The organism is Dyella lutea (genome assembly GCF_024158035.1).
GTDB lineage: Bacteria > Pseudomonadota > Gammaproteobacteria > Xanthomonadales > Rhodanobacteraceae > Dyella_A > Dyella_A lutea.
In genome coordinates this window covers 862,613-883,916 of sequence record NZ_JAMZEK010000001.1, presented here as the reverse complement: position 1 = coordinate 883,916, position 21,304 = coordinate 862,613, and the positions used below count along the sequence as shown (strand labels likewise).

Genomic DNA, 21,304 nt, shown 5'->3' with positions numbered 1-21,304 from the left:
GGCGGCGGGGCTGGCTTATCATCAGATTTTCAGCTTTCCCCCGGTTCCGGTATGAAGCGAAATACCAGCATCCGTCCCGAACTGCGCCAGTGGATCCTCGACTCCACCCGCAACGGCCAGAGCGTCGACCAGATCCTTCAGCAACTGAAGGAGGCCGGCTACGACCCGCGGGAGAGCCGCAGCATGGTCGCCACGGTACTCAAAATGCCGCTCGCGGCGTTGACCGGCGTGGCACATCCCCATGCCCTGCGGCCACGCCACCCGGAGGCACCGGCCACCCGCGCCGGCGACCGCGACGTGCGGGTACTGGCCTCGCTGGATGAACCGGTGGTGCGCGTGCTCGACCAGCTGCTCGATCCGCTGGAATGCGACGAGCTGATCGCGCTGGCGCGTCCCCGCCTCGACCGGGCAAGAACCGTGGACGCCCAGGGCGGGCAGCAGGTGGACCAGCGCCGCACCAGCGAGGGCATGTTCTTCCGTCTCGGCGAGACGCCGCTGATCGAGCGGATCGAATCCCGGCTAGCCGCCCTGCTCGGAATCCCGGTCAGTCATGGCGAGGGGCTGCAGGTGCTTCACTACGGCCCAGGCCAGGAGTACGAGCCCCATTACGACTGGTTCGATCCGACCCAGCCCGGCTTCGAGGCGGTTACTGCCCACGGCGGCCAGCGCATCGCCAGTGTGGTGATGTATCTCAACACCCCAGAGGCCGGGGGTGGTACCGGCTTCCCCAACGCCGGACTCACCGTCACGGCGCTCAAAGGGGGGGCTGCCTATTTCGCCTACGAGACGAACGACACGTCCTCGCTGCACGCCGGACTGCCGGTGGAGCGCGGCGAAAAATGGATCGCCACCAAATGGCTGCGTGAACGCCCGTTCGTCCGCTGACCGCGGGAGTGCTGCGTCGCAACAGCAGTTGCCTTATCCTATCTGGCCCTACTTTCTCCTAGTGCAGGATCACCTTCATGGGTCTGGATCTGGTCAGCGCCGGCCGCAACGTGCCGGACGAAATCAACGTCATCATCGAAATCCCCAAGGACGCCGAGCCGGTCAAGTACGAAGTCGACAAGGCCTCGGGCGCGATCTTCGTCGACCGCATCCTGTCCACCCCGATGCGCTATCCCTGCAACTACGGCTACGTGCCGGGCACACTGGGCGACGACGGCGACCCCCTCGACGCGCTGGTCATCCTGCCGCTGCCGCTGATTCCGGGCTCGGTGATCCGCTGCCATCCGGTCGGCATGCTCCGCATGACCGACGAAGCCGGCGGCGACGAGAAGCTGGTGGTGGTACCGGTGGAAAAGATCTTCGCCGGCTACGCCCACATCCGCGACATCGATGGTGTGTCCGGCCACTGGCTTGAGCGCATCGGTCACTTCTTCGAGCACTACAAGGATCTGGAGAAGGGCAAGTGGGTCAAGCTCGATGGCTGGGCCAAGGCGGCCGAAGCCAAGGCAGAAGTGCTCAAGGGCATCGAGCGCTACGTGCAGGACAGGGCCTGATCCATCCCTCTCCCTGGCATGAAAAGGCGCGCCCCGGGCGCGCCTTTTTTGTTTCCGGTCGTCGACACGACTATCCGGCAGATGCCGGCGCGACGCCGGTCAGCGGAACCCGTGGCGGAGGCCGCACGTGCGAGCGCGTGCCGATCGCCCCCTCGTCCTCCAGCAGGCTCGCATCCAGATCCACAAGGCTTCCGCCTGGCGACCACGTGGCGAGCGTGCTGCCGCAGACACCACAGACCGCACGTATGCCCCTGCCCCCGTCCTCGTAGAGTACCGGCGCCTCGCCATGCCAGCTCAGGCCGCCTCGCGGCACGACCAACACGCCTACCACCACACGGTGATCGAGCAGTCCGCGACACAACGGGCATTGGCAAAAGCGTCGATCGAGGTAATCCACGCGTGCCTCGTAACCGATCGTTCCGCAGGCACAACGTCCTTGCAGAATGCTCATGGGGCGGCTCCTCGGTTCCATGCCGTGAGATGGCCCGGTGCGCACCGGATCAGTGCGTCTTCCGGGCCGCCCTGGCGGGCTCCCCCTTCTTGCCGAGCTCTTCCAGCAGGGTGGCCATGTCCTCGGCGTGCTCCTCTTCCATGGCGAGGATCTCTTCCATCATCCGGCGGGTGGTCGGATCGTCATTGCCCAGGAAGCGGATGATTGCCCGGTAGCTGTCGATCGCGATGCGCTCGGCGACCAGGTCCTCCTTGATCATGTCGACGAGATCGTCGCCTTCCACGTAGTCGGCATGGGCGCGGGTGAGCAGCCCTTCCGGATTGAAATTGGGCGCGCCGTCGAGCTGGGTGATGCGTTCGGCAATCCGATCGGCATGCGACTGCTCCTCGTTGGCATGTTCGAGGAATTCGGCGGCGACGCTCTTGGCGTGAATCCCGGAAGCCATGAAGTAATGCCGCTTGTAGCGCAGCACGCAGACGATCTCGGTCGCGAGCGCTTCGTTGAGCAGGTTGACCACGGTATCGCGGTCGGCGCCGTAGCCCGCGGTCACCGCGCCGCGTTCGATGTGCTCGCGGGCGCGCTTGCGGATCGTCTCTATATCGCTGATGAACGGTTTGCTGGACATACCGCAACTCCTTGGCGTGGTCGGGGGCTTGTCTGCCTTTGACGGCAGGCACCCGTACCATCCTAGGAATGCGGTGCGAAGCGCCGGTGAAACCGACGCGAGGATTTTGCGAGCGAACGCCCGCGCCCGGCTCAGCGCTGCTGGTACGCCCGCAGGAATGTCGACACGCCCGCCCTGGCGGTCGCCTCGATCTCCTCCGCGTAAGCCTGCTGGCAATCGTCGCAGCCGAACATGCGACGCAGGACCAGATCCCCCTTGATCAGCGACAGGAACTGCACGGCGGCACGCGGAATGTCCTCGATATGCAGCAAGCCCGCGTCAACGGCCCGCTGCAGCAGGCGTTCCATCAGCCTGTGCGTGCGCATGGGACCCTCTTCCCACAGCAGCCGCCCGTAACGGGGATTGCCCTGGCGACAATCGCTGAGGATGGCACGGAACGTGCCGACGGTCTCGCGATCGCAATCCAGCCGCGCGTGGGTCAACGCGATCCGGAGCAGGGTCTGGCCGATGTCGGTGGAGGGATCGAAGTCGTAGATGTTGTCCGGAATGAGGTCCTGCACGCGGGCGCGGATGACCTCGCGAAACAGGTTGTCCTTGTCGCCGAAATGGCTGTAGACGGTCAGTTTTGAGACGCCGGCCTCGGAGGCCACCGCGTCCATGCTGGTGCCGGCAAAAGCATTTCGGACAAACAGCGCCTTGGCCGCTTCGAGGATAGCGGCGCGCTTTTCCATGTCTTTCGGGCGGCCCGGGCCTTGGCACTTCACGGGCGAGGCAGAACTCATCGACATACCTTCACAATGCTCGGCAGCAAAATTATTATACGGATCGGTCCAATTATTTCCAGCTCAGGGAAATCCCGCCAGTGCAGACGACGTTCATGGAACTGACCCTCTCGTCAGTGTATCGCCACGCGCAGCGCGTACTTTCGCAGTGGATCGATGCCCGGCATGCGGCCGCCCGACGCGAGGCGTTCAGGGCGCGGACCGCCGTCGCCCAGCTGGACCTGGCCGATCGCCACAGGCTCGCCCGCTGGCTGGCCTGGATCGTCAGCGCCGAGCGCTGCCGGGGCAGCCGGCGCCTGGATGAACGCCTGCGACAACTGGACGCATCCCTGCACGCATCGATGCGGACCACTCTGGCGACATTGCCGCCCATGCATGCGGTGGAGGCCGTGCGCCTGGCCGCCGAACGGCCGGTGTCCGCGGACACCGCGCCACGCATGACTTCCGTCAGCGCCACGCGGTGACTTCCGGCACTTCGGCTGCGTGCGCTCAGCCCGCACGCTAGCGATTGTCGGAAATGGCCTAAGCGCTTATCCTTTTTGACCTTTTTCGATCCGTACGGGACGTGACAGAACATGGCGATGAACTTCGAACAGGCGCGGCAGAACATGGTGGAAAACCAGGTGCGCCCCTGGGAGGTGCTTGACGCGCGAGTGCTGGACGTCCTTGGACGGGTTCGGCGCGAGGATTTCGTGGCCCCCGAACATCGCCAGCTGGCCTTTGCCGACGTGTGCCTGCCGCTGGGCCACGGCGAAGTGATGATGAAACCGGTGCTTGAGGGTCGCCTGCTGCAGGGGCTCGGGCTCAATCCGGATGCCCGGGTGCTGGAAGTCGGCACCGGTTCGGGCTTTTTCACGGCCTGCCTGGCAGGTCTTGCCGGACAGGTGGTCAGTGTGGATATCCATGCCGATTTCACCCACTCCGCCGCACAGCGGCTGACTGCCGCCGGCGTGGGCAACGTCACGCTGGACACCGGTGACGCCGTGATCGGCTGGTCGCCCGCCGGCCAGTTCGACGTCGTCGTGCTGACCGGCGCCGTGGCCCACTTGCCCGAACGCATGCTCGCCTGGCTCAAGCCCGGCGGTCGCCTGCTGGCGATCCGTGGTATGTCTCCGGCGCAGCAGGTCGTGCTGATGACCCAGGAAGGCGCCGGCCGCTATCGCGAAGAGGTGCTGCTGGAAACCGACCTCCCCTACCTGGTGCACGCTGAACCGCCGCGCCAGTTCGTTTTCTGACCCCATTCGAGACCTGCGAGGCACCTCATGCGTTTGAAGCTTCTGACTCTTGCCCTGGCTCTGTCGGCAATTTCGCTGCCCAGCCACGGCGAGGATTTGCTGGATGCTTATCGGGAAGCGCGCGCCAATGACCCGGTGCTCTCCCAGGCAGATGCCCAGCGCCTGTCGGTCGGCGAGGGTGTAACCCAGGCACGCGCGTTGCTGCTGCCGCAGATCTCGGCTGGGCTGACGCTGAGCCAGACCAATGGCACCAGCAGCAGCACCAGCAGCAGCTCGCAAAATTACGGCCCCGACAGCTACCTCTGCAGCGGCATCGCGGCGGGGAGCGGCAGCTACAACTGCACTGGCCCATTGCAGTCGAGCGCGGCCAACAGCAATGTCGGTCACTCTCGTACTCGGGATATTTCGGCCACCCTCAGCCAGAGCATTCTCGACCTGAGCAAGATTGCCGATCTCAAGGCCGCGCATTCTCAGGCGAGCGCGCAGGATGCGCTGTACCAGGCGGCGCTGCAGGATCTTTTCGTACGCGTGGCCACCGCCTACTTCAACGTGCTCACCAGCCAGGACTCGCTGACGTTCGCCAAGGCCAACGAAGAGGCCTACCGGCAGCAGTACGAGCAGTCGGACCAGCGCTACAAGGTCGGTCTGTCGGCGATCACCGATGTCTACCAGGCCAAATCGTTCTACGAGTCGGCCAAGGCGCAGACCATCGCCGCACAGAATGCGTTGGACGACGCCCGCGAAGCGCTCGCGCAGATCACCGGCAAGCCCACCGGCGAGCTGAAGAAGCTCCGCGACGACCTGCCGATGGACCCGCCGCAGCCGAACGATCAGAAAGCCTGGGTGCAGCAGGCGCTGCAGAACAACCCCAACCTTCTGTCGGACAAGTACAGCGTAGATGCGGCAGAACACAGCATTTCCGCAGCGCGCGCCGGCCACCTGCCGACGATCAGCGCGACGGTGAACTATGGCAAGAGTGCGACCTGGTACCAGAACTCGACAGACCATTTCCGTCGCCCCAGTTCCACCACGGTCGGCCTGACGCTGTCGGTGCCGCTGTTCTCCGGTGGCGCCACCCAGTCGCGGGTACGCCAGTCGATCTATCAGCGCGATGCCGCCCAGGACTCGCTGGAAGCCGACCGCCGTCAGGTCCAGCGCAACACGCTGAACTACTACCGCTCGGTGATTGCCGGGATCAGCCAGGTAGAAGCGGCCAAGTCCGCCGTTGAGGCGGGTCAGAAGGCACTGGATGCCACGCGTGCCGGCTTCAGCGTCGGCACCAAGACCATCCTGGACGTGCTGACTGCCATCCAGACCCTGACTTCCTCCGAAAGCCAGTACTCGCAGGCGCGCCACCAGTTCATCCTCGACAAGCTGCTGCTGAAGCAGGCCGCGGGCGCGGCGGACTTCAAGGACATGGAGTCGATCAACACCCTGCTCGAGTGACGCCGCTGGCGGGCGACCCTCGCGAACCCGGCAAGAAAGGCCGCCTCCGGGCGGCCTTTCTGTTTCCGCACTTACTCCTGCAGCATGCGGTCGACCAGGGTCATCACGCGCTGCACCGCGCCCTGCTCGCTGGCGAAGACATCGTGCGCGCAGCGCCCCATCTGCCCCAAGGTCGGCGCGTCCCGCAGCAACTGCTGAACGGCAGCCCCGAGCCGGTCGCCACTCTCGATCCGGACGGCCCCGCCCTCGCGGACGAGCGTCTGCGTGATGTCGTCGAAATTGAAGGTGTGCGGCCCCACTAGCACCGGCCGCGACAGCGACGCAGGCTCGAGCACGTTATGGCCGCCGATCGGCACCAAACTGCCACCGACAAACGCAAGATCCGACGCGGCGAAAAACGGCATCAGCTCGCCCATCGCATCGATCACGAACACCTGGTGCGCCGCCGCGGGAACCCGGTCGGCGCTGCGCGTACCGGCTGTGAACCCGAGATTTCGCACCAGATGTTCGACCAGCCGGAAGCGGTCGGGGTGACGCGGCGCCAGCAGCAGCAGGGCATCGGGCAGGCGCTGCAGCACTTCCAGGTGAGCCTCCAGCACGGCCAGCTCCTCACCCTCATGGGTGCTCGCCGCCATCCACACCGGGCGCAGGCGCCCCCATCGATCGCGCATCGCCTCGCCGTCCACCTTCGCCTGCGCGGGCACCGGCATGTCGAACTTGAGGTTGCCGCTGACCACCACCCGCTCGGCCGGTGCCCCGAGCACCCGATAGCGCGCGGCATCAGTCCGCGACTGCGCTGCCACTAGGCTCACGCAGCGCAGCGCGGCCCGCACCAGTCCGCGTGCGGGCCGGTAACCGCGCATCGAGCGCTCCGAGAGCCGCGCGTTGACGATCATCAGCGGAATGCCGCGTCGGCGGCAGGCAAAGTAGAGGTTCGGCCAGATCTCCGTCTCCACGATCACCGCCAGCCGCGGACGCACCCGAAGCAGAAAGCGCCGCACCGCGAACGGCAGGTCGTAGGGGAGATACACATGGAACACGCTGTCGCCGAACAGCTGGCGCACGCGCTCGGAACCGGTCGGCGTCACCGTGGTGATCACCAGTGGCGCGTGGGGGTAGGCCAGCCTGAGCGCCTTGATCAGGGGCTCGGCCGCATTGACCTCGCCGACGGAAACCGCATGCACCCACAACGAACCGTTCAGCCCGGGCGCGGGGAACAGTCCGAACCGCTCCGGCCAGCGCTGGTGGTAACTGCCATAGCGGATCCCGCGCGTGAGCAGGCGCAACACGATCACCGGTGTCGCCAGGTACATCAGCAAGGTGTAGAGATAACGCAACGGCAGCATCCCCTGTGCGGTCCGCCAGTATAAAGCGCGTGCCCCGCGGCTCGGCGCGATGCCTTGGCTACAATGGGCGGATGCCCGGCATGCCCCGCCCCTCATTTCGTGCCTCCCTGCTGTCTCCCCGCCATTGGCCCGCCTGGCTCGGTGTGGGATGCATATGGCTGATCGCCCGCCTGCCCTATTCCGCGCTGATGCGCGTGGGACACTGGTTGGGTGCGCTCGCCATGCGCATCGACTCGGCCCGTCGTCCGGTGGCCGAGGCGAACATCGCGCTGTGCTTCCCCGAACTCGACGCGGACCAGCAGGCTGCGCTGGTCGACGCCCACCTGCGCGACATCGGCCTCATGCTGGTCGAATTCGCCCTCGGCTGGATGGGGCGGGACGAGGCGATCGCCCGTCTGCCGCTGAGCATCGAGGGACTGGAGCATCTGGAACAGGCGCGCGCCGCGGGCAAGGGTGTGTTGCTGGTCGGCGGTCATTTTTCGCACCTGGAACTGTGCGCCCGGCTGGTCTCCCAGCGCATCCGCATTGCCGGCATGTACCGCCGCATGGACTCGACCGTGTTCGAATGGGTGGTGCTGCGCGCACGCCTGCATTACGCCGATGCGATGTTCGAAAAGGATGACATCCGCGGCACGGTGAAATACCTGCGCGGCGGCGGCACGCTCTGGTACGCCCCGGACCAGGACATGCGCAGCAAGGACAGCGTGTTCGTGCCGTTCTTCGGCGTGCCGGCGGCCACCATTACCGCCACCCATCACCTGGCGCGCATGGGCAACGCCGTGGTGATTCCGTTCTTCCACCGTCGCCTGCCCGGCAACGGTGGTTACGCGCTGCGCCTGGGCGCGCCGCTGCAGGGCATTCCAAGCGACGACGTGCTGGAGGACACCGCCCGGGTCAACGCCTGCATCGAACAGATGGCGCGCGAGGCACCCGAGCAGTACCTGTGGGTGCACAAGCGGTTCAAGACCCGCCCCGAAGGTAAACCTTCGGTGTACTGAGCACACCTCGACACCCGTATCGACAGCCGGCTGAAAGTCACGGCGCGGAAGCTCCGCGCCACAGCCGGCGCAGGCCAGGGAAGCGGTGCAGCAGCACCCGCCATGGCGCCGGCACGCGCTCAGCAGCATGACCATGCCCTCGCCCCTGAAACAGCAGCACGTGGAACCCACCTTTCCCGTGCCCATCCTCATGTATCACAACGTCTCCCGGCCGCCGCGGGAGGCTCGCGTCTACCGCAGCCTGTATGTCGCGCCGCGAGCCTTCGCGCGTCAGATGACCCTGCTGCGGCGCGCCGGCTACACCGGCCTGTCGATGCGCGACGCGATGCCTTACCTGCGTGGCGAGCGGCGCGGCCGCGTCGCCGTGATCACGCTGGACGACGGCTACCTGGACAATCTCGAGAACGCGCTACCGGCGCTGCTCGCCCAGGGTTTCACCGCCACCTGCTATGTGGTCAGTGCCACCCTCGGAAGCCACAACCTTTGGGACGAGCAAAAGCTCGGGGTGCGCAAGCGGTTGATGGACGGCGCCCAGCTGCGCCAGTGGCACGACGCCGGCATGGAGGTCGGAGCGCACAGCCGCAGCCACCCGCGCCTGACCCAATGCGACGAGTCGTCGCTGCGCGACGAGGTCGCCGGCTCCCGCGCCGAACTCGAGGACGTGATCGGCGCGACCGTGAGCCAATTCTGCTACCCGTATGGCGACACCGACGAACGGGTCGCCGAAGCCGCGCGCCGGGCCGGTTACGAAGCGGCCACGGCTACCCGGCGCGGCCGCGCCCGACCCGGCATGGACCTGTTCCAGCTTCCGCGCGTGCAGGTAGCCCGTCACCACTGGCTGCTGCCGTTCGCCCAACGGGTGTTCACCGCCTACGAGGACCGCCGCGCATGAGGTTCCTGTTCGTGGGCACCCACCCGGAGAACACCGGTGCAGCCACACACTTCGTCGCACTGGCGCAGTCGCTGGTCGAATCGGGACATGACGTGGACGCGATCCTGCGCCCGGACACCCTGATCTGGGAGGGGCTGGCTTACAGCGGCGTGCGCTGCCAGCCGGGCTTCTTCCGCAATGCGCTCGACCCGCGCGGCTACGCCACGGTACGACGGCAGATCGCCGAAGCACGACCGGACTGGATCGTCGGCAACTTCGGCAAGGAGTACTGGCCGCTGGTGCTGATCGGCCGTGCCCTCGGCATTCCGGTGGCGCTCTTCCGGCACCGCACGCCACCGATGAAGCGATTGTCGGCGCTGCTCCTGCCGCGGCTGGCCTCGCGCTTCTTCGCGGTCTCGCGGCACGCGCGCCAGGCCTACCTGGACCGCGGCATCCCTGCGCAGCGGGTGCAGGTGCTGTACAACCCGGTGAACGCCTCATTGTTCCGTCCGGATGCGGATGCCGGCGCCGCCATGCGCGCGTCGCTGGGTATCCCCGATGACGCGATCGTGCTCGGCTACGTCGGACGCATGCACACCGGCAAGGGCGTGTTCCCGCTGCTGGAGGCGGCCAGCGCGGCCATGCGGCGCGAGCCCCGCCTGTACTGCCTGTGGATCGGCGACGGACCGGACGCGGTCCGGCTGCAGGCGCTGGCGGTCGCGGACACCGCCGTCGGCACCCGGCATCGCTTCGCTGGCTGGAACAACCACACCGCGGACTACTTCCGCAGTCTGTCGATGCTGGCCTTCCCCTCGATCGCCACCGAGACGTTCGGCCGGGTTTCGATCGAGGCGCAGGCCTGCGGAGTGCCGGTGCTGGCCAGCGACATCGGCGGAGTGCCGGAAACCCTGTCGCCCGGTGAGAGCGGCATGCTGCTGCCACCGGGTGACGTGGCGGCATGGCGAGACGCAATCCTGGCCATGTGCGACGACGCCATCCGGCAGCAGATGGGATCGGCCGCACGCGAGTGGGTGCTGCAACGATTTGCCACCCATGTGATCGCCCGCGACTTCGTGGCCCAACTGCAGCCGGCGCCGGCCGGCCACGGCTCAGCGGGGCTCGACGGGCTAGGTGCCACGCCGGGTTGATGCCCGCTGGTGCTGGCGCGCTTCGTGCAGCTTGGCGTACTTGAGGAAGGCGTAGAACGCCCCGGTGACGCTGGCGATGAAGCCGGCCCAGCCGTTGAGGAAGTATCGCTTGCCGAAGTACTGGCGCAGAAAGAACACCGGCGGGTAGAGCACCATGCGCAGGCCGGTGAAGCGCTGACGCCTGCGCAGTTTGTACGCCACCATGCCGGTCGTGTAGCGGTTGATCTTGTCCACGCGGGTGGCGATGTCGCCGTCGCCATCGTTGACGAAGTCCGCGCTGCGCAACGTCCTCACCGGTCCGTCCACCTCCACCGCGGCGTGCACCTCGACGTCGTTCATGCGGCCGCGCCGGCGGTCGAACAGGCGCAGGTGGCCGTTGCGCCAGCTGCGCCGGTGCTGCACGGTCCAGAACATGCGCTCGCGGCGGGGCAAGCGGAAGCCCGCGTGACGCGGGTGTTCCAGCGCCCGCTCGATCGCTTCGCGGGTACCCGGCGAAAGAACTTCGTCGGCATCGAGGTTGAGCACCCAGTCGTGACGCGCCAGGTCGATCGCGCGCTGCTTCTGGGGGCCGTAGTCGTCGAACGGGTGCACCGCCACGCGCGCGCCGTGGCGTTCGGCGATGGCGACGGTGTCGTCGGTGGAGCCGGAATCGAGCACCACGATCTCGTCGGCCCAGCCCACCTCGTGCAGGCAGGCGTCGAGCGTGTCGGCGTTGTTGTAGGTGATCACCACCACCGACAGCGGTTCACGCGGCATCGGCGCGCTCCTCCGGCAACGCGCCCAGCGACGCGCACCAAAGGCCGAGCAGCCAGGCGAACAGCAGCCCCCACCAGGCCGAGTAGAACGCCAGATGGGTGTTCAGCGGAAACAGCATCGCGCCCAGCGCCACCGTGGCCGGAAAAGCCAGCGCGCGCGCCTCGCGCCCGACCCGTCGCCAATAGCGCAGCGCCCAGGCCAGCGCGGCCAGCCACAGCAGCAGCCCGATCGTGCCGGTCTCGGTCAGCACCTCCAGCACGATCTGGTGGGCGTGGCAGGCACCCTCGCCCACGCCACAGGCCTCTGCCGTGACGAAGTGGTCGTTGGCCGGTGCGAACGCCGGGTAGGCATAGCGATAGCCGCGTACGCCGACGCCGTTGACCGGGTGCGCCGCGATCATGCGCAGGCTGGTGCCCCAAATGTCGAGCCGCCCGGTCAGCGCCTGGTCCACCGCATGCTCGCTGCCATTGAAGACCTCCAGCGTGCGCTCCATGCGTGCATGGAAGCGGGTCGACGTCTTCCACGCCAACGCGCCGGCCAACACCAGCACCACGGCGGCAACCAGCCCGAACGTCAGAAACCGGCGAAACGAGCCCAGCTCGCGCCAGGCGAACGCCAGCACCACCACGGCGTAGCAGACCCACGCCGCGCGCGAGCCAGCCAGCAGCACCGGCCCGAGCAGTACCAGCGTGGCCAGCCACAACGCCCAACGTCCCCACCGTGCGTGCGCAGCCCACAGCACGAACGGCGAGAGCACGGCGAGGGTCGGCCCCAGCTTGAGATTATCGGCGCCGAAGATGCCCGACAGGCGCTCTGCCTCGGCATGTCCGCCCAGGCTCCAACCGGTCAGCGCCTGTACCCAGGCGTCGAGCGCCCAGAGCGCGACTACCGCGGCCACCGCGATGTAGAGCGTGCGCACGCGGTCGGCCCGGCGCAGGGCGAAACAGGCGTAGATGCCCAGCGGCGCGAAACGCAACAGGCCCGCGACGGTTTCCCAGCTCTTGCCCGGCGCCACCGAGTCCAGCGCGGAAACGAGGGCCGCGCCCACGTATCCGGCCAGGATCACCAGCAGGCAGCGCGCGCCCTCGTGCTGTGACAGCGCATGCGGGAAGCGCAGGAACAGCATGACCGTGCCGAACAGGCACAGCGCGGTTCCCAGCTCGGCGCTGCGTCCGAACGGCAGCAGCGCCACCACCAGCCAGAACGGCAGCAACGGCGAGCGCAGCGCAGCAACGAGATGCGGGGAGAGCAAAGGCATGCTGTGGCCGGCATGGAGAAAGCCGGCATTGTAGGCGAGCGCTCCGGCGCTGGGCGACGAGGACAGCGCGGCCTCGATCAATGCGGGTCCGCGCCCGCCACTTCCTCGTACAACTCCAGCGTGGCCTGCTGCATGTCGGCCAGCCGGTAGCTCTGCAGCATCGGGATCGGGGGCGCGACACGCAGCAATTCCGCAGCCCGCTCGACCAGTTTTTCACGGTCGCCCAGCGGCACCCGGCCAGCCGGATAGAGCTCGGCCAGCAATTCGCCAACCCCGCCGTGCGCATAACCGAGCACCGGACGGCACAGCGACAGCGCCTCCACCACGGTCCGCCCGAAGGCTTCCGGTTTGTTCGACAACTGCAGCACCAGCGCGGATATCGCATAGATGTCGCGGATATCGTCGCGCGGCGGCGTCATCACCACCTCCGCCTGCAGTCCGCGCGAGCGGACCAGCTCACGCAATTCCTCGGCATAGGCCTCGCGCCCGGGTTCGAGCACACCCAGCAGAAGCAGCCGGGCCGCCACGCCACGATCGCGCAGGTCGGCCAGCAGTTCGATGGCGTCGTGGTGACCCTTCAAGCGGGTACCGCGCCCGGGGAGGGTGAGCAGGGGGGCGCCGTCGAGCTGCGGAAATTCGGCGAAGAACGCCTTCTGCCAAGCATCGTCGGGGCGGTGACCGTAGGGAAAGGCCTCGGGGTCGATGCCGCGGGGTATCACCCGTACGCGCGCCGGCTCCAGCCACCGGTAGTGACCCAGTACGTAGGCGCGCACGGTCTGAGACACGGCAATCACGCGCTCGCCACGAAGCATCACCGCGCTGTATCGGCCCGGCGAGTTGAGCCCGTGCACGGTCGTGATGAAGTGCGGCTTGCGCTCCATGCCACGGATCGCCAGACGACCGATCCAGGCCGGCATGCGCGAGCGGGCGTGCACGATGTCGGCATCCAACGACTTCAGCACCCGGCGCACCGCGCCCACCCGTGTAAGCGTGCCAAGCGACTTGCGGCCGATATCCAGCGTGACGTGCTCGCTGCCCTCGGCCAGCAGGCGGTCCACCAGACGGCCGCCGGCCGACACCACCACCGAACGATGCCCCGCCGCCACCAGCGCACGGGCAATCTCCAGCGCAGACCGTTCGGCCCCGCCGGAATGAAGCGCCGGGATCAGCTGGACCACGGTCAGGACCCGGGCGGGATGACTGGCGGCTGCAGGCATGGTGTCTTGCATCAAGGCCTTCATCCCTTCAGGCAAGCAGCGATCGTGCCTAAAGCCGCGATCCGGCCGAAGTTTCCGGCCCCATGATCAGTCGCGCAGGACGTAATGCGCGCCGCAGTAGGGACAGGTGGACTCCCCGCCGTCGTCGACGATCGGCAGGTAGACCTTAGGATGGGAGTTCCACAGGGCCATGCCAGGCATCGGACAGGACAACGGAAGGTCGCTGAGCGTCACTTCGTAACGATTTTGGGCATTCGCCGGGATCGGGGTGACCGCCGCTGCAGAGGGGGACGACATGGATCGGGCTCCGGGAGGGGATGCAAGAAGGCGATCTTAGCAGGCGATGGGGAGAACCCTCCGTGCCAAGGCCGCACGGACACCCCGGCCGGGTCCGGGGTAGACCCGACGCCCGACCCAATGACAAGGGCCGCACCCGGAGGTACGGCCCTTGTCCAGACGGGTACCGCAGGTAACCGGATTACTTGGCGATTTCGCCTTCGGTGGTGATCTGCAGCTTGATCTCGTCGCTGACGTACGGCACGTAGTTCGACACACCGAAATCCGAGCGCTTGAGGGTACCGGTGGCGTCGAAGGCGATCGCCTCGACCTTGGCCATCGGGTGCATGCCGAGCTTGTTCAGGTGGGCGGTCAGCACCACCGGCTTGGTCACGCCGTGCAGGGTAAGGTCACCGGTCACCTTGTACTTGTCGCCACCCAGCGCCTGCACCTTGGTGCTCTTGAACACGGCGTTGGGATACTTCGCGGCGTCGAAGAAGGCCGGCGACTGGAATTCCTCGTTGAGCTTGGCCACGTGGGTGTCGAAGCCGGACACCGGCAGGGTCACCTCGACCGAGGACTTGGACGGATCGGCCTTGTCGAACACCACCGTGCCCGAGCCCAGTGCTGCGTAGCCGCTGGGGTTGGAGAAGCCCAGGTGGTTCCAGGTGAACGTCACCACGGTGTGGGTGGGATCGAGGTTGAAGGTCTGCGGGGCCGCCTGGGCAGCGAACGCGGCGCCAAGCAGGCCGGCGAGGGCGAATACTTTCAATGCACGCATGGGAAAACTCCGAAGGGAAAGGGAGGAACGGCCGATCAGGCGATCGTGCACGCTTCGTCGAACGACAGGCGCGGGCTGCGCGGGAACAGGTCGCGGCTGGCATCGCCGTAACCGATGTTGATCAGGAAGTTGGACTTGACCGAGGTACCGGCGAAGAACGCGGCATCGACGCCGGCGTTGTCGAAGCCGGACATCGGGCCGCAGTCCAGGCCCACCGCACGGGCCGCCAGGATCAGGTAGGCGCCCTGCAGCGTGGCGTTGCGGAACGCGGTGGTGTCGATCAGCGGCTGATTGCCCTCGAACCAGCTCTTCGCGTCGGCATGCGGAAACAGCTGCGGCAGCTTGTCGTGGAAGGCGTGGTCGTTGGCGACGATCGCCGTGACCGGGGCCGCCATGGTCTTAGCGCGATTGCCCTCGGACAGGAACGGCGACAGCTTCGCCTTGGCCTCGACCGACTTCACGAACACCAGCCGCATCGGCGAGCTGTTCGCACTGGTCGGGCCGAACTTCAGCAGGTCGTACAGCTGATGCAGCTGCGCGTCGGTCACCTCGCGATCCAGCCACGCATTGAACGTGCGCGCGTTGCGGAAGAGCTGGTCGAGGGCGGTATCGGAAAGCATCTCGCTCATGGGTATCCTTGTTCCAGCGTGACGCGCCGATGTTGGCGCAGGAAGTCGCCAGTTTACGTGGGCGGCCCCGCCCACAGGACCCCGCCGCGTGGAACGAACTGTGCTTGATCCGGAAACAATCGTCGTGGCGACGCGCGCATGCTGAGGTCCGCGGGCGAGTGCTGGGCGATCACCGACGACGCCGCCGGCAACCAGCGGCAGGCGCTCGCGCTGGCCGAGCGGCTGGCCATGCCCGTTCGCCACTTGGTGCTGGAGCCGCGCGCACCCTGGTCGTGGTTCGCGCCACGCCTGCTCTCCGGCGGCCGGCTTGCCCTGCCCGCGGCGCAGCGCGAGCTGTTCGCCCCCCCCTGGCCAGTGGCCGCGATCGGCTGCGGCCGCGCCGCGGCGCTGTTCACGCGGATGCTGCGCGGACTCTCCGACGGTGACTGCTTCACCGTGCAGATCCTCGATCCACGCATCGATCCGGGCGAATGGGACCTGGTCATCGCGCCACGGCACGACGAGCTCACCGGACCCAACGTGCTCCACCCGGTCGGTTCGCTGAATCCCATCGACGACGCCTGGCTGGACGACGCCCGCGAGGCGTTTCCCGCTCTGGGCGAGCTACCGGGGCCACGCCTCGGCGTGCTGCTCGGCGGTCCGCGGCGTGGTGTTCCGATGGACGCGGGCTATGCCCACGCGCTGGGCGACGAAGTGCGCCGGCAGGTCACCGGGAACGGCGGCAGCGCCATGGTGGTCGCATCGCGACGGACGCCATCCTCGCTCAGCGATGCCGTGGGGCATGCCGTGCGCGACTTGCCCGGCCTGTTCTGGCGTGGCCCATCGGACGGCCCCAACCCCTATCCGGGCGTGCTCGGCTGGGCGGACCGGCTGCTGGTGACGCCGGACTCGGTCAACATGCTGAGCGAAGCCTGTGCGGTCGGCTGCCCGGTCGAAACACTGGCACCCGCTCGACTGCCACCGCGCATCGCAAGCTTCCACCGGGCCCTGCGCGATGGTGGCTGGCTCGGCGATGGCGGCCCTGCCGCCGGACCGCTGCGCGAAACTGCCACCCTCGCTGCCCGGGTGGGCCAGGCGATCCGTGCCCGGCACCCCGGCATCGACGCGGCCTAGGGTTCGAAGGCGAAACCCAGCGCACGCGTCACCGCCTGGACCGTCGCGACCCGCTGCATCAGCTCCGGCTCGCGTTCGCCGATGCGCGAGCGCAGGTCGAGCGTGCAGGTCAGCGCACGCTGCAGCAATTCGGCGTGGGCGTGCAGGAATACCTCCGCCTGGCCGGCGTCGAGCAGGGCCGCTTCGCGACAGGCTTCGATCAGGGCTGCATTGCTGGTCATCTCGAGCAGGCTCGGATGGCGCACCGCATGGGCGAGCACCAGTCCCTGCAGGGCGAACTCGATGTCGAGCAGGCCACCCGGCCCCTGCTTCAGGTCGAAGCGTGACGGGTCTGAACGATCGCGTTCGGCGCGCCAGCGGCGACGCATGCTCGACACCTCGTCGTACACCACGTCTACATCGCGCGCGATCGCCAGGATCTCCCGTCGAAGCGCCGCCAGGTCGGCATGCAACGCGACGTCGCCGGCCACCGGCCGCGCGCGCAGCAGGGCCTGGTGCTCCCAGGTCCAGGCGCGCCCCCGTTGATAGGCGGCGAACGCATCGAAGCTGGATACCAGCAGGCCCTTGGAGCCATCCGGGCGCAGCCGGGTATCGACTTCGTACAGGCGTCCGGCGCGGGTCATCATGGTGAGCCAGTTCATCACCCGCTGCGCCAGCCGCTGGTACCAGCGCGAGCCCTCCAGTGGCCGGGCACCATCGCTCATCGCCTGCGCGCGGCGGCCGTCGTAGACGAACACCAGGTCGAGATCCGAGGCGAAACCCAGCTCTTCGCCGCCGAGGCTGCCGTAGCCCAGCACCGCGAAGCCCGAGCCCTGGCCCGGCAATCGTCCATGCTGGGCGGCGAGTTCGCGCTCGGCCAGCGCGGTCACCGCCACCACCACCGATTCGGCCAGTGCGGCCAGCCGTCGCGCGGTGGACACCGCATCGGCGCGGCCATCGCTGAAGGCCAGGCCCAGCCGGAACGCCACGCTGGCCTTGAACTCGTTGATGCGGTCGAGCTCGGCCTCGGCCTCGCGCTCGTCGAGCGTCGACAGCACACGGGCGATCTCCGCGCTGATGTCGGCGCGCTTGAGTGGCAACTGATCGATGCGCGGATCGAGCACGTCGTCCAGCAGCAGCGGCTGGGCGATCACCCGCTCGGCGAGGAAGGCCCGGTCGGCGAACAGCCGCGCCAGCCGGCGCCGCGCCGCCGGCTGTTCCTCCAGCAGGGCCAGGTAGGACGAGCGCCGAGCCACCGCGTGCACCAACTGCACCAGCCGCAGCAGGCAGGCCACAGGCGCGGCGGTCTGCCGCGCGGCGATCAGCAGTTGCGGCATCACCCGGTCCAGCCGCTCGCGCGAACCGGGCGACATCGCCTTCACGTTGGAGCCCTGCGGCAGTTTCGCCAGCGCCTCGGCCGCGGCGTCGCCGGGCACGAAGCCGGAACCCTCCATCATGGCCGGCTCCAACGTGCCGGCGCAGGCGTCGTGCCAAAGGCGGGTGTCGGCGACCGGGGCGCTGGCGGCGCGTCCGCCCTGCGGCATCAGCACCGCGGCGAACTCCTCGCTGACCACGGCCCGGTGACGCGCCAGCTCGGCGGCCAGCGACAGCCAGTCGTGATGGCCCAGGCCACGGGCGATCCGCTCGCGGCTGAGCGCGTCCTCGGGGATGTCGTGGGTCTGCGCGTCGCGCAGCATCTGCACCCGGTTCTCCACCCGGCGCAGGCAGAAGTACGCCTCCCGCAGGGCGCGGGCGCGGACCGCCGGGATGTGTCCGCGCGCCTCGCAGGCGGTGAGCGCCGGCAGCAGTCCGCGCACGCGCAGGGTCGGCTCGCGGCCACCGCGGATCAGCTGGGTGAGCTGCACGATGAACTCGATCTCGCGGATGCCGCCCGGACCGAGCTTGAGGTTATCGGCCAGGTCCTTGCGCGCCACCTCCGCGTCGATCAGCGCCTTCATCTCGCGCAGCCCGGCGAACGCCGTGTAGTCGAGGTACTTTCGATAGACGAACGGGCGCAGCAGCTCCTGCAATTGCTTGCCTGCCACGCGGTCACCGGCCACCGGACGCGCCTTGATCCAGGCGTAGCGCTCCCAGTCGCGTCCCTCGCTCTGGTAGTACTGCTCCATCGCGGCGAACGGTAGCGCCAGCCGCCCAGCCGTGCCGAACGGCCGCAGGCGCAGGTCGACCCGGGCGCAGATGCCGTCGACGGTCGGCTCGTTGAGCAGGCGTACCAGCTGGCGCACCAGCCGCACGAAGTATTCGCTGTTGTCCAGGCTGCGCGCGCCGTCGCTCTGGCCGCCCTGGGGGTAGGCCATCACCAGGTCGATGTCGGAGGAGAAGTTCAGCTCGTTGCCGCCGAGCTTGCCGAAGCCGACCACGACCAGCCGCTGCAGGCTGCCGTCGGCTCCGCGCGGCTGGCCGTAGCGGCCGGCCAGCATCTGCTCGGACCAGGCCAGCGCCCGATCGAGCAACACCTCGTAGAGCACGCTGGTGTCGGCCAGCGTGGTCGGCACGTCGTCCAGGTCGTTGACGTCGCGGAACACCAGCCGCAGCGACTCGGCCCGGCGGAACCGGCGCAGCAGCGACAGCGTTTCGGCCTCGTCCGCCGGCAGGCGCAAGGCCTCGCCGCGCGAAGCCGCGTCGGAAGAGGAGCTCAGGCGTTCCAGTCCAGCGGGGGCGAGCAGCTGCGGCTGGCTGCGCCAGACTTCGAACGCAAAGTCGCTGGCCAGCAGGGTGCGACGGATGCGCTCGGCGACACCGGCATCGTCCTGCACAGCCACGCCGGCCCCGCGGCAGGCCGCCACCAGTTGGGCATAGCGATCGTCGATCAGCGCCTGCAGCGCGGTGGATTCGGGAGCCTTCATGGCGACCATTGTGCCGCAGCAACCGACGCCGGCCGGCGATACGGCCCAGGGGAGCCATCTTCCGGCCCCATGCCGGCGGTTCATCTGGACGGCGTTACATTCCTGCGTCCAGATCGTGACATCTTACGGACAGCCATGAACCCCTCTCCGGATCGCCCGGTTCGCCTGCGCCCCGCCTGGCAGAAAGCCCTGGCGCTGGCGGTCATGGTGCTGGCGTTCACCCTGCTCACCGGCACCATCGATGGTGGCGTCGGCGTGGTGCCGCGGCGACTGCTGGACCAGCCGGCCTACGTGTTCGCCAATGCGTTGCCCGGCCTGCTGCTGGCCTTCACCCTGCTGGCACTGACCCGTCGCGTGCTGCTGTCTTTCGGCCTGGCACTGGCCGCCGAGGGGCTGGTGTATGCGGTGAACAGGCTCAAGGTCGACAACCTGGGGACGCCGCTGATCCCGGCGGACTTCCACATGCTTGGCCAGCTCGACAAGGGCGGCATGCACGTGTTGGGCGCCTATCTGCCGCACAGTCCGTGGCCTTACCTGGCGATCGCCGCCGCCATCGCGCTGGTGGTGGCACTCTGGCGGCTCGAGCCCCCTTTCCTGGCCAGGCGGCCGCGCCCGCCCAGGATGACCGCGGGCGCCGTTTGCTTCGTCCTGCTGGCGACCCTGCTGGCCGGCACCCCGGCCTGGGCGAAGCTCTACAACGGACGCATGCTGTGGCTGGAGCCGTGGTCGGCCAGCTCGACCGCCACCCACTCGGGCCTGGTCAGCTCGCTGATGATCTACCACCTGCAATACGGCAAGCACGACCGCAAGCCCGACCCCTCCGCCGCGCGCGAGCTGATCGGTCGCAACGACGACGCACTGCGGCAGGAGCTGCAGACGCCGGCTACCGACGGCGCGCAGCCGGACATCGTGGTGGTGCAGAGCGAATCGTTCTTCGACCCGCGCATCCTCAAGGGCTTCCAGCACGCCGACCTGACCCCTAACCTGGATCGCCTGGCCCGCCACGGCGTCAGCGGGGCGCTGCACGTGCCGACCTTCGGCGGCGGCACCATCCGCACCGAGTTCGAGGTGCTTACCGGGTTGTCGCTGCGCTACTTCCGCAACCTGCAGTTCCCGTACCTGCAACTCAACGCCAAGGTGGTGCCGAGCCTGGTGCGCACGCTGCGCGCACATGGTTACGAGACGGTGGCGATCCACGGCAACGACCCGTCGTTCTGGAACCGCACCAGCGCATTCAAGGCGATCGGCTTCGACCGGTTCGTCTCGCAGTCGTCGTTCCCGCCCAGCGCCACCAACGACGGGCAGTACATGGCCGACCGCGGCATGACCGACGAGATCCTGACCCAGCTGAAAGACAGTGGCCCGCCGCAGTTCCTGTTCGCGATCAGCATCGAGGCACACGGCCCCTACGACACGGTGCCTTCCGATCCGGCCGAGCGCGACGCAATCCCGGTGCCGGCCGGCATTACCGGCAAGGACAAGCTGGAATTGCAGAATTACCTCTATCACATCGGCCATGCCGACCAGGAGCTGGGGCGCCTCGCCGCGGCGCTGGCCAAGCGCGACCGGCCGACCCTGCTGATGTTCTACGGCGACCACCTGCCTGCGCTCAGCGGCGTGTTCCAGACCGACGGCTTCGTCGATGGCGGCGACATGCTGGGTGAGCCCGGCACCTGGCTGCTGGTCGACCCACGCAAGGCGATGACACCGCAGCACGTGGATACCGCCTCGTGGATGCTGCCCGGCCGACTGCTGCAGGCAGCGGGCATCCACGATGCCTACTTCGCGCTCACCCAGGTGGTCGGTCAGGACCTGGCTGCGCTGACCCGCGCGCCCGATGCACCGCCGCCGCCGGAAGACACGCAGGAACGCCAGACCGACCACGAGATGTCCGATGTCGCGCTGCTCCGCCTGGACGGCAAGCTGGAAGCACTGCTTCCGCAGCAGCAACTCGCCACGTCCCCGGCCACCAACGCACCGCCGCCGCACGGACCATCCGACGGCAGCGTCGGCGCCACGCAATGAACGCG

At 68.0% G+C, this 21,304-nt stretch carries 21 protein-coding genes; 10 read left to right on the top strand and 11 right to left on the bottom strand.

Going from position 1 to position 21,304, the window contains the following annotated elements; genetic code table 11:
- The first annotated feature begins 51 nt into the window (after positions 1-51).
- Entirely contained in the window at positions 52-885 is an 834-nt protein-coding gene (locus tag NC595_RS03925; RefSeq protein WP_253564953.1) for a 2OG-Fe(II) oxygenase, read from the top strand.
- A 77-nt stretch (positions 886-962) separates the two neighbouring features.
- A complete protein-coding gene (ppa, locus tag NC595_RS03920) occupies positions 963-1,499 on the top strand; it encodes an inorganic diphosphatase (RefSeq protein WP_253564952.1) in 537 nt (178 codons plus the stop codon).
- Between the two features lie 70 nt (positions 1,500-1,569).
- Here ppa and NC595_RS03915 read toward each other — a convergent pair whose 3' ends face one another.
- The 3 genes from NC595_RS03915 to NC595_RS03905 form a co-directional block, all read right to left on the bottom strand.
- Positions 1,570-1,950 carry a GFA family protein gene (locus NC595_RS03915; RefSeq protein ID WP_253564951.1) on the bottom strand — a complete coding sequence of 127 codons (381 nt, stop codon included), beginning with the start codon at positions 1,948-1,950 and terminating at the stop codon, positions 1,570-1,572.
- 49 nt (positions 1,951-1,999) lie between these two features.
- On the bottom strand, positions 2,000-2,575 hold the full coding sequence (locus NC595_RS03910; RefSeq protein WP_253564950.1) for a ferritin-like domain-containing protein: 576 nt from the start codon (positions 2,573-2,575) through the stop codon (positions 2,000-2,002).
- Between the two features lie 131 nt (positions 2,576-2,706).
- Complete coding sequence (locus NC595_RS03905; RefSeq protein WP_253564949.1) at positions 2,707-3,357, bottom strand: TetR/AcrR family transcriptional regulator; 651 nt, start codon at positions 3,355-3,357, stop codon at positions 2,707-2,709.
- A 95-nt stretch (positions 3,358-3,452) separates the two neighbouring features.
- Here NC595_RS03905 and NC595_RS03900 point away from each other — a divergent pair, with 95 nt between their 5' ends.
- The 3 genes from NC595_RS03900 to NC595_RS03890 all read left to right on the top strand — a co-directional run bounded on the left by NC595_RS03900 (position 3,453) and on the right by NC595_RS03890 (position 6,038).
- Positions 3,453-3,821: a hypothetical protein gene (locus tag NC595_RS03900; RefSeq protein ID WP_253564948.1), complete on the top strand. Its 369-nt coding sequence runs from the start codon at positions 3,453-3,455 to the stop codon at positions 3,819-3,821.
- A gap of 111 nt (positions 3,822-3,932) precedes the next feature.
- Positions 3,933-4,592, top strand: coding sequence for a protein-L-isoaspartate O-methyltransferase family protein (locus NC595_RS03895; protein WP_253564947.1), 660 nt, complete (start codon positions 3,933-3,935; stop codon positions 4,590-4,592).
- Positions 4,593-4,619: 27 nt separating this feature from the next.
- Positions 4,620-6,038 (top strand): TolC family outer membrane protein, encoded by a 1,419-nt coding sequence (locus NC595_RS03890; protein WP_253564946.1) that lies wholly within the window; start codon positions 4,620-4,622, stop codon positions 6,036-6,038.
- A gap of 71 nt (positions 6,039-6,109) precedes the next feature.
- On the opposite strand, the gene waaA is transcribed toward NC595_RS03890, so the two are convergent.
- Positions 6,110-7,384 (bottom strand): lipid IV(A) 3-deoxy-D-manno-octulosonic acid transferase, encoded by a 1,275-nt coding sequence (waaA, locus tag NC595_RS03885; RefSeq protein WP_253564945.1) that lies wholly within the window; start codon positions 7,382-7,384, stop codon positions 6,110-6,112.
- A gap of 80 nt (positions 7,385-7,464) precedes the next feature.
- Between waaA and lpxL the strand changes: the two genes are divergently transcribed.
- The 3 genes from lpxL (at position 7,465) to NC595_RS03870 (ending at position 10,401) form a co-directional block, all read left to right on the top strand.
- The gene (gene lpxL, locus NC595_RS03880) at positions 7,465-8,382 is read left to right on the top strand and encodes an LpxL/LpxP family Kdo(2)-lipid IV(A) lauroyl/palmitoleoyl acyltransferase (protein WP_253564944.1); all 918 of its coding nucleotides are present in this window, start codon (positions 7,465-7,467) and stop codon (positions 8,380-8,382) included.
- Between the two features lie 133 nt (positions 8,383-8,515).
- Positions 8,516-9,274 carry a polysaccharide deacetylase family protein gene (locus tag NC595_RS03875; protein ID WP_253564943.1) on the top strand — a complete coding sequence of 253 codons (759 nt, stop codon included), beginning with the start codon at positions 8,516-8,518 and terminating at the stop codon, positions 9,272-9,274.
- The gene (locus tag NC595_RS03870) at positions 9,271-10,401 is read left to right on the top strand and encodes a glycosyltransferase family 4 protein (RefSeq protein WP_253564942.1); all 1,131 of its coding nucleotides are present in this window, start codon (positions 9,271-9,273) and stop codon (positions 10,399-10,401) included. The genes NC595_RS03875 and NC595_RS03870 overlap by 4 nt, the downstream gene beginning before the upstream one ends.
- Here the strand turns inward: NC595_RS03870 and NC595_RS03865 are convergent.
- The 6 genes from NC595_RS03865 to NC595_RS03840 all read right to left on the bottom strand — a co-directional run bounded on the left by NC595_RS03865 (position 10,381) and on the right by NC595_RS03840 (position 15,318).
- Positions 10,381-11,157 (bottom strand): glycosyltransferase family 2 protein, encoded by a 777-nt coding sequence (locus NC595_RS03865; protein WP_253564941.1) that lies wholly within the window; start codon positions 11,155-11,157, stop codon positions 10,381-10,383. The two genes, NC595_RS03870 and NC595_RS03865, sit on opposite strands and share 21 nt — an antisense overlap.
- On the bottom strand, positions 11,147-12,415 hold the full coding sequence (locus NC595_RS03860) for an O-antigen ligase family protein (protein ID WP_253565697.1): 1,269 nt from the start codon (positions 12,413-12,415) through the stop codon (positions 11,147-11,149). The genes NC595_RS03865 and NC595_RS03860 overlap by 11 nt, the downstream gene beginning before the upstream one ends.
- A gap of 77 nt (positions 12,416-12,492) precedes the next feature.
- Entirely contained in the window at positions 12,493-13,644 is a 1,152-nt protein-coding gene (locus NC595_RS03855; protein ID WP_425493065.1) for a glycosyltransferase, read from the bottom strand.
- 75 nt (positions 13,645-13,719) lie between these two features.
- A complete protein-coding gene (locus NC595_RS03850; protein ID WP_063673830.1) occupies positions 13,720-13,929 on the bottom strand; it encodes a zinc-finger domain-containing protein in 210 nt (69 codons plus the stop codon).
- Positions 13,930-14,110: 181 nt separating this feature from the next.
- Positions 14,111-14,689 carry a YceI family protein gene (locus NC595_RS03845; protein WP_253564940.1) on the bottom strand — a complete coding sequence of 193 codons (579 nt, stop codon included), beginning with the start codon at positions 14,687-14,689 and terminating at the stop codon, positions 14,111-14,113.
- A 35-nt stretch (positions 14,690-14,724) separates the two neighbouring features.
- Complete coding sequence (locus tag NC595_RS03840) at positions 14,725-15,318, bottom strand: malonic semialdehyde reductase (protein WP_253564939.1); 594 nt, start codon at positions 15,316-15,318, stop codon at positions 14,725-14,727.
- Between the two features lie 138 nt (positions 15,319-15,456).
- Here NC595_RS03840 and NC595_RS03835 point away from each other — a divergent pair, with 138 nt between their 5' ends.
- Positions 15,457-16,431 (top strand): mitochondrial fission ELM1 family protein, encoded by a 975-nt coding sequence (locus NC595_RS03835; RefSeq protein ID WP_253564938.1) that lies wholly within the window; start codon positions 15,457-15,459, stop codon positions 16,429-16,431.
- On the opposite strand, the gene glnE is transcribed toward NC595_RS03835, so the two are convergent.
- Positions 16,428-19,274: a bifunctional [glutamate--ammonia ligase]-adenylyl-L-tyrosine phosphorylase/[glutamate--ammonia-ligase] adenylyltransferase gene (gene glnE / locus NC595_RS03830; RefSeq protein WP_253564937.1), complete on the bottom strand. Its 2,847-nt coding sequence runs from the start codon at positions 19,272-19,274 to the stop codon at positions 16,428-16,430. The genes NC595_RS03835 and glnE overlap by 4 nt on opposite strands.
- Before the next feature lie 135 nt (positions 19,275-19,409).
- On the opposite strand from glnE, the gene NC595_RS03825 reads away from it, so the two are divergent.
- Positions 19,410-21,299, top strand: coding sequence for an LTA synthase family protein (locus tag NC595_RS03825; RefSeq protein WP_253564936.1), 1,890 nt, complete (start codon positions 19,410-19,412; stop codon positions 21,297-21,299).
- Positions 21,300-21,304: the final 5 nt, after the last annotated feature.